Annotated in this window: 16 protein-coding genes; 1 reads left to right on the top strand and 15 read right to left on the bottom strand. The window is 44.2% G+C overall.

All coding sequences use genetic code 11. The features are described 5' to 3' along the window. Positions 1 to 117 precede the first annotated feature (117 nt). From V7K27_RS15315 to V7K27_RS15385, 15 genes are all read right to left on the bottom strand, one after another. Entirely contained in the window at positions 118 to 681 is a 564-nt protein-coding gene (locus V7K27_RS15315; RefSeq protein ID WP_334948562.1) for an NUDIX hydrolase, read from the bottom strand. A 39-nt stretch (positions 682 to 720) separates the two neighbouring features. After that, positions 721 to 1,299, bottom strand: coding sequence for an O-methyltransferase (locus V7K27_RS15320; protein WP_334948564.1), 579 nt, complete (start codon positions 1,297 to 1,299; stop codon positions 721 to 723). A 46-nt stretch (positions 1,300 to 1,345) separates the two neighbouring features. Continuing rightward, positions 1,346 to 1,732, bottom strand: coding sequence for an oxalurate catabolism protein HpxZ (gene hpxZ, locus V7K27_RS15325; RefSeq protein ID WP_334948566.1), 387 nt, complete (start codon positions 1,730 to 1,732; stop codon positions 1,346 to 1,348). A 250-nt stretch (positions 1,733 to 1,982) separates the two neighbouring features. Further along, positions 1,983 to 3,236 (bottom strand): MFS transporter, encoded by a 1,254-nt coding sequence (locus V7K27_RS15330; RefSeq protein ID WP_334948568.1) that lies wholly within the window; start codon positions 3,234 to 3,236, stop codon positions 1,983 to 1,985. A 359-nt stretch (positions 3,237 to 3,595) separates the two neighbouring features. Further along, positions 3,596 to 4,372: a sulfite exporter TauE/SafE family protein gene (locus V7K27_RS15335; protein ID WP_334948570.1), complete on the bottom strand. Its 777-nt coding sequence runs from the start codon at positions 4,370 to 4,372 to the stop codon at positions 3,596 to 3,598. 23 nt (positions 4,373 to 4,395) lie between these two features. Then, the gene (locus V7K27_RS15340; RefSeq protein ID WP_334948572.1) at positions 4,396 to 5,052 is read right to left on the bottom strand and encodes an HAD family hydrolase; all 657 of its coding nucleotides are present in this window, start codon (positions 5,050 to 5,052) and stop codon (positions 4,396 to 4,398) included. 372 nt (positions 5,053 to 5,424) lie between these two features. Beyond that, positions 5,425 to 6,387, bottom strand: coding sequence for a DMT family transporter (locus tag V7K27_RS15345; protein WP_334948574.1), 963 nt, complete (start codon positions 6,385 to 6,387; stop codon positions 5,425 to 5,427). A gap of 224 nt (positions 6,388 to 6,611) precedes the next feature. After that, complete coding sequence (locus V7K27_RS15350; protein ID WP_334948576.1) at positions 6,612 to 7,994, bottom strand: LLM class flavin-dependent oxidoreductase; 1,383 nt, start codon at positions 7,992 to 7,994, stop codon at positions 6,612 to 6,614. Between the two features lie 68 nt (positions 7,995 to 8,062). Next, on the bottom strand, positions 8,063 to 8,674 hold the full coding sequence (locus V7K27_RS15355) for a glutathione S-transferase family protein (RefSeq protein WP_334948578.1): 612 nt from the start codon (positions 8,672 to 8,674) through the stop codon (positions 8,063 to 8,065). Between the two features lie 107 nt (positions 8,675 to 8,781). Continuing rightward, positions 8,782 to 8,934 (bottom strand): hypothetical protein, encoded by a 153-nt coding sequence (locus V7K27_RS15360; RefSeq protein ID WP_334948580.1) that lies wholly within the window; start codon positions 8,932 to 8,934, stop codon positions 8,782 to 8,784. A gap of 69 nt (positions 8,935 to 9,003) precedes the next feature. Further along, a complete protein-coding gene (locus tag V7K27_RS15365; protein ID WP_334948582.1) occupies positions 9,004 to 9,189 on the bottom strand; it encodes a hypothetical protein in 186 nt (61 codons plus the stop codon). Positions 9,190 to 9,619: 430 nt separating this feature from the next. Continuing rightward, positions 9,620 to 10,534 carry a TauD/TfdA dioxygenase family protein gene (locus V7K27_RS15370; protein ID WP_334948602.1) on the bottom strand — a complete coding sequence of 305 codons (915 nt, stop codon included), beginning with the start codon at positions 10,532 to 10,534 and terminating at the stop codon, positions 9,620 to 9,622. An 85-nt stretch (positions 10,535 to 10,619) separates the two neighbouring features. Then, entirely contained in the window at positions 10,620 to 11,420 is an 801-nt protein-coding gene (locus V7K27_RS15375) for an SDR family oxidoreductase (RefSeq protein WP_334948584.1), read from the bottom strand. Positions 11,421 to 11,449: 29 nt separating this feature from the next. Then, positions 11,450 to 11,797 (bottom strand): inorganic diphosphatase, encoded by a 348-nt coding sequence (locus V7K27_RS15380; protein ID WP_334948586.1) that lies wholly within the window; start codon positions 11,795 to 11,797, stop codon positions 11,450 to 11,452. Positions 11,798 to 11,812: 15 nt separating this feature from the next. Further along, positions 11,813 to 12,760, bottom strand: coding sequence for a zinc-binding dehydrogenase (locus V7K27_RS15385; protein ID WP_334948588.1), 948 nt, complete (start codon positions 12,758 to 12,760; stop codon positions 11,813 to 11,815). Positions 12,761 to 13,313: 553 nt separating this feature from the next. Here V7K27_RS15385 and V7K27_RS15390 point away from each other — a divergent pair. Next, positions 13,314 to 13,712 (top strand): VOC family protein, encoded by a 399-nt coding sequence (locus V7K27_RS15390; protein ID WP_334948590.1) that lies wholly within the window; start codon positions 13,314 to 13,316, stop codon positions 13,710 to 13,712. The last annotated feature ends 243 nt before the right edge of the window (positions 13,713 to 13,955 follow it).

Raw genomic sequence — 13,955 nt, forward strand, 5'->3', positions numbered from 1 at the left:
TGCCTGCTATGTAGTAAGCACTTCAGTGTTTATAGCGCGATCAAATGAAATTGTTACAGTCATATATCTTTTATCCTTTCATGATGGTTATTGAAAAAGGCAACTATAGCTAAATGACTAATAAAATTGCACTTTACCAAGTTTTTTTAGAGCAAAGAATAATGAACTAATATGTAATGTTTGCAGCAATATACCATTATCAATACCTTCAATTACCTTTTTTAGTGGTAATAAAACTACATCAATTTGTTCGGTAACGTCTAACTTTAAATCAGATACACGTTCTACATCTGTTGCTAAAAAGCAATGTGTTAAATTGCTATGATTAGCTGGGTTTGGTGATAATATACCAGTTTCAATAAAATTATTGCTAGTGTAACCAGTCTCTTCCAATAATTCGCGTTTTGTAGCTTCCACTGGTAAAATATCTTCAGCTTCTACAGCACCGCTAGGCAATTCTAGAATTGTTTTTTTCAGACCGTGGCGATATTGCTTTACTAAAATAACTTCTTGATTTTTTGTTAAAGCTACAACATTGACCCATGTTGGATATTCAAGAACATAATAGGGGTCAACTATTGTTCCATTAGGCATTTGGCAAATATCAGACCGTACTGAAATCCATCTATCTTTTACTATATGTCTAGATTTTAATACAATCCAATTAAATGAATGTACCATATTTAAACCTCTATTTTTCTGCTTTTGGCAGTAATTATTTCATTGAATACGTGTTGCTAGAATCACTGAATTTCTTGCTGTGACGCGGATTTCTGTGGCAGCAATCCGAGGATCTTTGAGCCAAAATTCCCTTATTGGATCTGTTCTTCCGTGCCATTCTGGAGGCCAGTATTCTTCGGGTGTGAGATCGTCCAATAAAATTAAGCCTCCAGGCTTGAGGGCAGTTATCAATGTCTGAGGTTCTGTAACTTTTGCTTTTCCGCCATCGGCAAATAACAAATCAAAGGGAGCATAGATGAGTAAATCGCGCCAGTCACCTAGAAGTGCGCGGACATTAGACTTATCTGCAAATAGCTGTTGTACAAGTTTGGCAAGGTGGCGATCGCTTTCAATAGTAATCAATGTACTATCTGGATGTAATGCACTCACAATCCAAGCTGCACCAACCCCGCATCCACTACCAATCTCGCCAATTTGACCCTGTGTGATGTGCCTAGTGAGGATATGCAACAGGCGACCAACTTCTGGAAGTGAGGATTGGGTAAACTCAAGTTGTGCAGCCAGAAATTCGGCTTGTTGCACTAATGATGGACTAGATGTGATGGGATAGGTTGTCATCGATAGATATCTGGGGCAATTTCGGTAATGCTAGTCATATTGAAATTCACACTGGCAATAATGAAACATGGGCTGAAACCACTTTCCATCCTTCGGTAAACCTGTACCAAGTCTGGCTTTGTCGCCCGAAACGTTCTACACCATTAATATTGCGGCGAAATTCTAAAGTCACTGTTGCTGCATCTTTTCCAAAAGTCACAACCTTGAGATTCGAGATTTCTCGCTCTATTTTTGGGTTTGGTCGATTCTGACGAAAGTTACGAACCTCCTCGCCGCCATAGAGGTTTTCTGTGATCCCAAACCGAACTACTTCGGGCGCATCCCAAAACAAGCTATCCATCACCTCCAAATTGTTATTACCAAGAGCTTTTTCATATTTGAGGTACAAATCGGTTACTTCAGTTACAACAGTAGGGTCATTTATAGTAGTCATTGTTGTTACCAATTTTTGGTATTATGGCTGATTATGCAGGAAGCATCTCACCTTTGCAAATATACCAGGCGATTAGAAATCGCGGCTACACAAACGAAGTCCGCCTACGCGGACTAAAAGAATTTCAAACCCACGGAGGTGGGTTTTGTCTGTATAGCCGCGAATTCCATTCGCCAGGGCAGGTGTGTTTTTACAAAAGTGAGATGTTCCTGATTTTGCACTCTTTCAAATAGTCAGAGCTATTTTTCTTTTAAGATCCTTCAGTATGTAGATTCAGACGAACCAGATTACTGAAAGCGGAGATTTGTTGTTTAAAGAAAATTGAGCCTGCAACACAAATACTTGCACCAAGGATGACAGTATTGCTACTACCAATTTTACTTGCTAGTGCGCCAGCTATTAAGTTTCCTATAGGTACTGCGCCTGTAGATGCCATTACGTAAAGACCTGTAATTTGTCCGCGATTGCGATCGCTCACCAACAACTGAAGCAAAGTGCGTCCAGCAATTATCTGCAAAATAAAGCCGAAACCAGCTGTAAATAATGAGATCAGTGAAAGCCAGAACACACGGGATAGGGCAAAGACAATCAAGCTTACTCCCATAAAACCTATGCCCAATGCTAGAACTTTACCCGACTCCAGTACATTGCTATGTTTAGTTAAATAGATACCACCAGCTAAGGTTCCCAAACTCGAAGCTGTCATCAAGAAGCCGAAGGTGTTAGGACCGCCTTGCAAAATATCCTTGGCAAAAATCGGACCCAAAGCTAAGTAAAATCCCCACACGCAACAGACTAAAGCTGAACCAATCAAGACTGATCGAATTGGCAAAAATCCAAAGGCATAGTTAAAACTAGTTTTTAATTCTTCTAATGGTTTGCGTGTGGAAATGACGGCTTTTCTGGATGTCAGCCGTATTGCTAGCAGGGCAATAATTACAGCGATGTAACTGATGCTATCAATTAGGAAACACAGCCCCGATCCAATGGCCGCAATTAATAAGCCCGCGATCGCAGGCCCCACCATACTCGTCACACTCACCAGAGAAGAGTACAAGGCAAAGGCATTACCGAGATTTTCCTTAGCAACTGTTTCTGGAAGAAATGCCTGCCGAGTTGGAATATCGAAGGCGTTGATAATCCCTTGCAGCACGCCAAGAATTGCAATGTACTGGATATTAATCGTACCGCTTAGGGCTAGCCACGTTAGAGCTAAAGACTGAAGCATCCCTAGAATTTGGGCAACCAGCAGAATTTGATGACGATTCCAGCGATCGGCGACGATTCCACCCAGAGGGATCAACACAAGCGTGGGAATTTGGCTGGCAAAGCCCACCAGACCCAGCAACCAAGCGGAATCGGTGAGGCGATATACTAACCAACTAGTAGCCACTTGAGTCATCGACGTACCAATCAGAGAAATTGCCTGACCTGTGTAGTACAGGCGAAAATTTCTGGAACCAAAAGCACGAAGCATAACTTGTGATTTTTTTGATGCTTCCATATATCACGCCTGAGTAGTTTCCAGTCCTTAGAGGTTGTTTGAAAAGTAGTTAGCTGTGATTTTAGGCACTTGTTGATCCCCCCTAACCCCCCTTAAAAAGGGGGGAACTGGAATTAAAGTCCCCCAATTTATCGGGGGATTTAGGGGGATCTAGAACGTTTTATTACCGAGAAGAGGACTTTTCAAACATCCTCTTATACCAGTTCTGTATCAAGATGCGCTAAACCATATTTAAGTACAAGAAAGAAAACGAACCGCAAAGGACACAAAGAAAGAAAGAAAGAAAGAAAGAAAGAAAGAAAGAAAGAAAGAAAGAAAGAAGTTAAAAAGGCTTGGCGCAGCCTCACAAAGAAATGGTTTTAACCGTGAATAAAAAAGTAGGTAGTCATGCTGAAGGCAACAATCATCACAAATTTCCGAATTAAGTGGGGTTCAAGTCTACGAGCATAATGAGCGCTTAAGTAACCACCAAGAGAGCCACCAACTGCCATCAAAATAGCTTGATGCCAAGCAATCACACCTGCAAAAATAAATGGAACGATCGCAATACCATTGATACAACTCCCCAAAAATGTCTTAAAAGCATTCATTTTGTGAATACTTTTGATTCCTAAAAATGTCAGAGTTGCCAGCATTAAAATTCCTAAACCTGCGCCGAAGAAACCGCCATAGATTGCGATCGCTAGTTGAGCCAGTACCAAATTAAACAAGGGTACAGACTCAGGCGATGTATTTTGACTTTGACGCTGCAACCATTTTTTGAAAGGTTCGCCAAAGGTAAATACAAGTGTTGCCAGCAGTAACAGATAGGGAATCAATTTTTGAAAAACGTCTGGCGATGTATATAACAAAGCTATGGAGCCAATCATGCCACCAACTAAACTGACACCACATAGAACTAAAAAATCTCGTCGCTCGATGCCTAAATCTTGACGATATGCTCCAGCACTGGCTAGAGCCGCCACCCAAATTGCAGTATTATTGGTGGCATTAGCTGCGATCGGGGGTACACCTGTAAAGATGAGAGTTGGAAACGTGATAAAGCTTCCACCACCCGCCACAGCATTTAACCCGCCTGCAATGAAAGCGGTACTAAACAGAAGTAAGCCATGAAAAAGTGTTAAAGATGGCGGCATTATTTTGAATTACGAATTACGAATTACGAATTACGAATTATTAATCTAGGAATATCACTTGGAGAATGGGCAATTAAGTCAGCACCATGAGCTTTTAATTCCTCCTCAGTTCCATAACCATAGGTAACGCCAATTGAAGTAATGTGATGGTGCTTGGCTCCAATGATGTCATGCGAGCGATCGCCTACCATCACCACAGTAGAGGGTAAAAGTTTTTCTGTTAATAAAATATGCTTAATTAAGTCGCCTTTAACGCTCCGACTTCCGTCAAGTTCACTACCATAAATCCCATCAAAAAGCAACGATAAGCCAAAATATTCAATAATTTGCGTAGCATAAATATATGGTTTAGAAGTCGCAACAAAAGTTTTATAACCAGCAAAACGAATAGTTTTTAGGATTTCTGGAATCTGGGGATAAAGGGAGTTTTCAAATAATCCAATGGTGGCAAAGCGACGACGATACAGTGAAATAGCCTGTTCAATTACTGTGTTATCTAAGGTCTTGAGTAACTGCGAAAAGCTGTCTTTTAGTGGTGGGCCAATACACCAATGTAATTCATCAGCATCCGGTGGTTTGTAACCGAGTTCAGAGAGCGCATACTGAATGCAGCGAGTGATGCCAAGTTTAGGATCTGTTAATGTCCCATCTAAATCAAAAAGGATAGCGGAGAAAGGCATATATTACTATTAATTCGTAATTCGTAATTAAGAAAGTCAATTTTAATCGGGGTTTATAGGTTTATATCTCTAGCTTTATTTGGGATAATTGGTATTACAGCAGTTTTCATGTATTTGAACCACATCTGTCGTAGGGGCACAGCACTGCTGTGCCCTTACCGCGTGGTCTATTTACCTGAAAATAGCTGTAAATAAAGCGGTTCTCGTTTATATACAATAGATTTTGACCTCTCTCCAAACCTCTCTCCTCAAAGGAGAGAGGCTTTGAATCTTACTCCCCAACGCTAGTAGGGAAGGGGCTGTTCTTGTTAGGTCTGTATTCGACTCAACACAGAAGCGCTGTAAAGTATTCTAAAATTCCCCACGCCCAATTTAACTCCTAATTTTGAGCGATTTAAGAAAGCCTTCGGCACTAAGTAACGCGATCGCCAATGTGACAACACCAATCCCCACACTCTGAATCACGTTTAAAGTTTCGCTAATGGTTATCCATGCAACTAGCGCTGTCAATGCTGGACTGCTAGAACCGATTATGGAGGCGGTAGATGCGCCAACCATCCGAATCCCCACATTGTTGAGGGTGTGTCCGATAAAGCTGACAAGACCCGAAAATATGCTGCCAATCCATAGGGGTGTCCAGTCAAGTTGGGCGATCGCACCTGGCCAAAACAGTAAGCTAATACCGGAAAGCAGTAAAGTGGAGGCAAAACTGATCCAGGTAAAGGGAATTGGATGGAATTTTTCTAAACATTTTTGAGCAATGATGCAATAAAAGGCGTAAACGATCCCAGCGCTAAAACTAGCGAAAATGCCGATCGCAATGGTATGACTGCTGTAGGTGGCAGAAGATTGGGGAATTGTGAGAGCGCTTCCTACTAGGATAATAGCCATCACCAGCCAACGGAACAATGTGGGGCGATCGCCAAAAAACCTCCAAGACAGCAGTGCTGTAAATACGGGATAGGTGAAGAAGAGTGTCAAGGCAATACCTGTGGGAATCAAGCCAATGGCAACGTAGAGTGAGGCAATATAGACAAACATCAGCACTCCACAGCCAAAAGCTTGAATCAGAATATCCCTGCGATCGCGATTGAATAAGTCTTTTAATTCTTTTCCAGCAGATGGATATAGCTTGAATGATAGAGATGCCATAAGTGGAACCACTAGCAGCATTCGCATGAACATCAGCAAGAAGGAATTCTGCAAATCCGGTTTAACGTATCCACCAAGTAAAAATAAACCTAGTACGAGATGTTCTGAAAACAAAACTCGGACAGTAACGTTGTGAAACGTCAAAACAAAGGAGGATAGAAGAACCGTCAAGATGCCCAACACGATAAAAAGTTTCCTTAGAGACGACTTAGATTGTAAGCTGAAAAACATCTAATTTGCATAACCGAATTAAACATAACTCTTGTGGGGTGGGCAACATGAGCGCCCTAATTATGCAAGTTGAATGTGGAACAACTTATAACTGAAACCACTGGATTAACAAACCAGATAAAGTTTGAGGAAATCAAAGCCGTCCTTCAAAAACACTGCCAGTTGTTCAATCAAAACTATGCCAAGGAACCGGCGCTCACAGGTTCAGGAGTAGCAGTATTTGCGTTGAACTGGTTTACCGGACGGGGTAAACCGAGATTTTCGCGCAGCGTTCGACCTTCATACTCAGTACGAAATATTCCTCGGCGTTGCAATTCGGGAATTACCAAATCCACGAATTCATCTAAACCTCCAGGCAACCACGGCGGCATGATGTTGAATCCATCAGCCCCACCATTGACGAACCAATCTTCTAACTGATCGGCAATGTGTTCTGGTGTTCCGAGAATCGTTCGATGTCCTCGCGCTCCTGCAATCCACAAATACAGTTGCCGGATTGTTAAATTCTCTCTGCGGGCCAGATCGGTGATCAGCTGCAAGCGGCTTTTGCCACCGTTGGTATCTGGCAGATCAGGCAGTGGCCCATCTAGGGGATACTTAGATAAATCATGACCGCCCACTAGCCCAGAAAGCAGTCCCAATCCTACCAGAGGATGGATCAACTCCTGAAGTTGTTCATATTTATCCTTAGCTTCCTGCTCAGTCTTACCAATTACCGGAAATACCCCTGGCATAATCTTCAGATGATTAGGGGAACGTCCGTATTTAGCCAATCTCCCCTTGACGTTGGCATAGAACGCTTGAGCTTCTGCCAATGTCTGTTGTGCAGTAAAGATCGCCTCTGCTGTTTGAGCAGCCAAATCCTGGCCAGCCTCAGAAGATCCAGCTTGTACGATTACTGGATACCCCTGCGGTGGACGCGCCACATTCAGCGGCCCGCGCACCGAGAAATATTTACCCTTGTGGTGGGGAATATGCAACTTTTCTGCATCAAAGTAAATACCTGACTCTTTATTGTGAAGGAAAGCATCGTCTTCCCAACTGTCCCAAAGTTTGGTGACAACATCCACAAATTCCCTCGCCCGTTCATAGCGCAGCGAGTGTTCTAGGTGGTTTTCTTGGCTGAAATTCTGCGCTGCGGCTTCAGCAGCAGAGGTTACAAGATTCCATCCAGCCCGACCACCGCTCAGATAATCCAGTGACGCAAACTTACGAGCGAGATGAAAAGGTTCATCATAGGTCGTTGATGATGTCGCCACCAATCCGATATTTTCTGTCACCGCAGACAGAGCCGACAATAAGGTTAAAGGTTCAAAGTGGACGCTGAATTGTCCCGAACGGCTAAAAGCCTCAGTCCCTTGCCCTCGATCCCAGACGGCTAAACCATCCGCGAGGAAAAGCATATCAAATTTGCCCCGTTCAGCCGTCTGTGCCAGCTGCTTGTAATGTTGGAAGTTCAGACCTCCATCAGCCGGGGTGTTGGGATGCCGCCATGCTGCGACGTGATGACCACTACCGGGTAAAAATGCTCCGAGTTTAAGTTGTTTTTTCGTACTCATATTTCTATCTGTGAGGGCGTACTCATGCTTTTTTCGTTCTCTTGTTTGGAACAAGAAAGTGTTAGTTATTAGGACTCTGGTATTGTTACTTGCATGGAGGATCGTTTAGAGAATTCATCGTACCAATGGGCAAGTTTTGGATATTTCTGTCGCCATTGCAAATCAGGAAGACGGATCTCTAGTCCAAGTGCAGAGGCGAGAGTTATATGAGCAAGTTTCGGAGTTTGGTCGAGTTTATCTGATATCTTCTCGAAGTAGTCCAAAATTCTCAACGCCCGCGATCGCTCAAACTCGATCACCCCAAAAGACTGCTCACTCAGGGGACGCCTTAACTCCCGTACCCAAACAGCAATGCCATCTATAAACCCGCCAGTCATACCTTCAAGTTGCTGTAAAAAGCCATTAGAAATGTCAGCAACTAGTTTGATCTCAGGATTTAAGTGATTCAGATAGACGCATATTATACGTGTTTCACTCAAAATAAATCCGTCGTTAGTCGCTAGCGTTGGCACTTTACCTGTAGGGTTGTAATTCAGTAGGTCGCTGTTCGGATCTCGTGCAATGACTTTTTGCGTTTCGATCTGATTGCTGAGATTCAATTCTAGTGTTGCTATCCGTGCAATGCGTGCATAGGGCGAGTTAGGTGTATAGAAGAGTTTCATAAAAAGCGCGATCGTCATTAGATACTGGGTTCAAATGTCTATCGTTTTAACATTTGAAAAAATCTGGTCAATAAATTAGGAAATGTGTGAAAGATATTTTAGTGGCATCTACTTTGAGTCTCGATCTAAGCTGAATCAGCATCACTCCATTGGCTCAACTTGGTTAGTAGATCGTTTCGGCGCTCCGGTGATGTAAACGCTACCTTGATGGCATTACGGGTAACAGCAAGCAATTCGGCTGCGGAAAAACCGAGGGCATGGGCTAATTGTCTTCTCATTCTCCTGTTTACAGTGTGTCTTAATTACGTTCGCGTAGTGTCCCGTTGGCACAGCCTCTCGTAGAAAAGCTACGGTGTACACACAGGTATCTTGACTTGCAATGCCATTGCATCGGCTGACAATGCCATTGCATCGGCTAACAATGCCATTGCATCGGTTGACAATGCCATTGCATCGGTTGACAATGCCATTGCATCGGCTAACAATGCCATTGCATCGGCTAACAATGCCATTGCATCGGCTGACAATCCCATTGCATCGGCTTGTAAAAATTAACCTACCCTACGTTTACCTAGCAACTCTAAAAGACTTGTGTATACACGATAGAGTAGAGAAGCGGGACGTAAGCCCATTACGAATTAGGATGATTTGCTCTGAAGAAGAGAATCGGTTCTGCCAAATTATTATTTTTCAATAAAGCATCGGCATACTGCACAGGATTAGATTCTGCAAAGTAGATTTGTTGTGCCGCATGGTATCGCTGACGATATAGACGTGACTGGTTAAGAGCCTCCAGGCTGGGAAACCACTCTGGGAGGCTCCGCCTCCTGTTTCTTGACGAGAGGCAGAGCCTCTGGGAATACATTCCCAGTCTGAAGACTGGGAACGAGGTTACACAAGTGTTTGGGCTTTTCTTAGTGCCATTCTGTCTAGCTGGTATTTTATTTTTAAGGCGAGTCCCTATTAGGCAGTCACTGCCTCACGTCGATTGTACTCAGAAGCGTCTCCCTTGATGGCCTGACTTTGTTTACCATCGATGCCCACTGGGAGGTCGCCGACAATTGTGACGCGTTGAACGTGGCGGGGCTGGTCGCCGTAATCTGCGATCGCATAATGTTGAGTAGCTCGGTTATCCCAAAAGGCGACGTCACCAACTTGCCAACGCCACCGGACTGTATTCTCAGGACGTGTTACATACGCTTGCAATAGTCGCAGAATGTCATCTGATTCAGTTGTTGATAAGCCACGGAACTGGCGCACAAATCCGCCGATGAATAGCCCATGCTCGCCGGATTCAGGATGGATGCGTACAACTGGGTGCAGAGTCTCGTATACAGTCGAGGTGAAGACAGCCCGGTAAGCTTTGACATCTTCAGGTAGGTCGAATCCAGTTGCATAGTCGTATTTGTTGCTGTGTACTGCCCAAAGTTGGTCTGCGAGATTACGCAGATGGGTAGGTAAATCTTGGTATGCAGTCACAGAGTTTGCCCAGATTGTATCGCCTCCGGTTGGGGGAATGTCAAGCGCTCGTAAGATAGAGCCGAGAGGAGGACGGTCTACAAATGTCACATCGGTATGCCAGCTATTGGCGCGGGAAGTGGTGCGACCATAATTCAGGTCTAAGACTTCTGGGTTTTCTGGAAGCGCTGGTACGGTGGGGTGGGCTGTAGTGACTTCACCGAAACGACGAGCGAAGGCGACCTGTCCATCAGCATCGAGTTGTTGCTGACCACGGAAAAAGATCACTTTGTATTTGACTAGAGTTTTGCGAATATCGCTGATGATGTCATCGCTGAGGTTAGAACTCAGATTAAGACCAATGATTTCAGCACCGATACGTCCTGCAACTGGTTTGATGTCAAAGTGTTGAGAACCCATGTTTTTGATCTCCAAGAAGTTTATGTTTTGACAAAAGTAGAGACGCGATTCATCGCGTCTGCTAAACACCGATTCATCTCGTCTGCTAAACACCAGGGGTAGATCCGCCATCAACGATAATCTCTGTTCCTGTAATTGATGCAGCTAGATCAGACACCAAAAATAGAGCCAGGGCAGCAATTTCTTCTGGCTGGGCGATTCTTTTTAAAGGAATACTTTGAATGCTTTGTGCCTTCACTTGCTCAACAGTGATCCCTTGCGCTTGGGCGTTCTGCTGGGCTAAACGTTCAGCACGCCCAGTAGCTGTAGCACCGGGCGATATGGCATTAATCCGAATCTTGTACTCAGCTAACTCTTTAGAAATGCCCTTTGTGAAGTTGAGCAGAGCCGCATTGCTTGTGCCACCAGCTAGGAAGTTAGGACGAGGGGTACGTCCTGCACCGCCGACTATATTCACAATCCGGCCATCACCGCGACTTTTTTGATGGGGGACGACGGCTCTAACTAGGCGGATATAGCCCAATAATTTTAAGTTCCAAGCATCCAAAAATAAATCATCAGTGGATTCTAGGAAAGACCCAGCACGGGCTGAACCTGCATTATTAATCAAGATATCAATCTGATTAAACTGGGCCAATGTTGTGGAGACAACTTTTTCAATATCCTCTGCTTTTGTTAAATCGGCGCTGATGGCAATAACTTTCGCGCCTGGAGTGGGTAGGGATTGGATGTCAGCTACTGCCTGATCTAAGCGTTCTTGATTGCGGGCTGCGATCGCAACACTCACACCCTCACTATAGAGAGCTTTGGCGGTGGCTAAACCAATTCCCGCACTTCCTCCTGTAACGATCGCTGTTTTACCTGATAGTTTTAGTTCTAAGCTCATACAAAGTTACCCTCAAAAATCTAAGTAATTTACTTGCGAACCAATAACATTGCTGATTGAGAGCCTGTATTATGGATATCGAAAATGGTTCGACTTTCCCCTGATGTACAACCCAGAAGTATCTTGATTTCTGTATCTCGCTTTTCCAAATCAACACTACAAATGACGGCAGTTACTGTTTGACTACACAAGCTACCTATCCAAACATCAATATCATCTCCATCTCCAGAGCTAGTGTTTTCCAAGTATCCATAGTCCAGTGGATAAACGAAGTATGGATAACGTGGATGTGATGTCCCTTTTGGACGATCTATCTTGAGATTACTAGCGGCTACAAGTTGATCTAGTTTGAACCAGAAGTCAGTACTATTCCCCATGCCATCAGCTAATACTCAATTGGAAATGTGTAACACAGCCTTACCAGGAAAACGCCTGTCGAGTAGTTGTTGCGCTACATCAGCTATTTGTGTCCAAGAAGCTTCTAAATCAATGTGAGGACGCAACTTACCTGCTTCTACTAGACTCAAAAGCCGTTTGAGACCGACTGCGGCTGATTCAAATCTCAGTTCATCGAACAGACGTAAACCATACAAACTCACGCCACCAGTCCCAAAAAATTGAGCGGCGTTGAATGTTACTTCTGCTCCCCCAGATACTCCATACAGCACAGTTTTTCCATCCTGTGCCAGTAAGCTAAGGGCTACCCCCAAAGTCTTGCCACCCACTGACTCTATAATTAGATCATAGGGGCCATATTCGCTGGCGGGTGAGAGGTCTTCGCCAATCACCACCGATTGTGCCCCTGCTTCTCTAACTAGAGTCTCATAGCCAGCTTGACGAATGTATGCTACGACGTGCGCCCCTGACAGTTGCGCCAATTGGATCGCAAAGTAACCAACGCCTCCTGATGCACCTGTAACTAGAACTGGACGACCTAACAGTGAACCACCTTTTAGTACTGCATGATACGCGGTTAAACCCGCTACAGGCAGTGTGGCAGCTTGAGCAAAGGATACCGATGGCGGCACTTCTGCTAAGGCGTTGGTGGGAACAGATACGAGTTCTGCCCAAGCACCGGCGCGGCGCAAGCCAACTACACGCGTCCCTTGGGCAGGCCCTGAACCATCGGCAGCCGGGGTTTCTACTACACCTGCCAAGTCCCAACCAGGCTGCCAACCAGCCTCAGCAGAAGTTGAACGTTTCACCTCTCCCCGATTGAGAGAAATCGCGGCCACTCTGACTAGTGCCTCATCTGGCGCAGGTGTTGGTGCAGTCACTTCACTCAGTGCCAAACGTCCAACCACATTCGGATCAACAATCACAGCACGTATTTTACTCATAGAGAATGCCCTGGCTTAGAAATGAATTTCTAGATCGGTGGTTCACGATGTACTGCCTACAATAATAAACTCGATAGATTTCGCTAGTCCTTCTTAACCCCAAATTCCCACAACTAGGTTAATGATATTTAACAATCTACTGTAACTCGATAGACTTATAGTAATTTTAGGGTGTAGAAAGAAAACTATCACAATATAGACAAAAGAATCAAGCATCCCGCGAAAAGATTTGTTTCATCAATGCTTGCATTTATTGCTACGTAGTAAGCTAGTCGCTGTCCATACGTGTCAACTCAAGCTTTGGCGAATGGAATAGAACGCGGCTACACAAACTCTCGTCCACCTTCTCTTCGAGACGCTGTTCGCGTTCGTGGATTAATGCAAAATCAAGGGTTCTTAACCCACGGAGGTGGGTTTTGCTTGTGTAGACGCGGTTTCTAACCGCCCTTTTAATGTTAAGTTGACACCAATGGCAAGATGCCCACCCCACAAGATGGATAATTTATTTCTTGGAAATCCCTAAACGGTAACTAAATATTTTTGGATTAAAGCTATGTCACCAGAAACTATTGCAAAAGAAAAGGATACCCGTCCTCCTGTAGCGATTGGTCATGTGAGATTATATGTGAGTAATGTACCGGAGGCTAGCGATTTTTTTATCAAGATAGGGCTGCGACCGATCGCTCAATCAGAACAATTAGCTGTTTTAGAATTACGGGGAGGAACGCACTTAGTTTTGAGAACAAGTTCAGAGGCGATCGCGCCTGGAATCAATGCGCCTTTTGATCTGATGGTAGATGATGTTTCTGCCACCAGAGATACTTTTAAGAAGTGGGGACTGACTGTTTCTGAGATCGAAGCAGGCAGAATCCACAGTTCATTTACTTTGACTGCACCGGACGGCTATCTATTAACATTAACTTCCTCACATACAGGCGGTAGAGAAGTTTAACAAAAAAGAAGTATCCTGGCGATTAGAAATCGCGGCTATACAGACAAAACCTGCCTCCGCAGGTTATGAAACTCTTGATTTTTTATTAGCAGCCGTGGGTTTACAGCTATTTTCAGGTAAATAGACCACGCGGGTAGGGGCACAGCAGTGCTCATAGGTGTCAACTTAAGGTGAAACCCTTGCCAAGACGTGATATTCAATTCTTTGGCTTCTCATCACGATCCGCGTTACCCCACCCTAACC

The organism is Nostoc sp. (assembly GCF_036919575.1).
Classification (GTDB): Bacteria; Cyanobacteriota; Cyanobacteriia; order Cyanobacteriales; family Nostocaceae; genus Nostoc.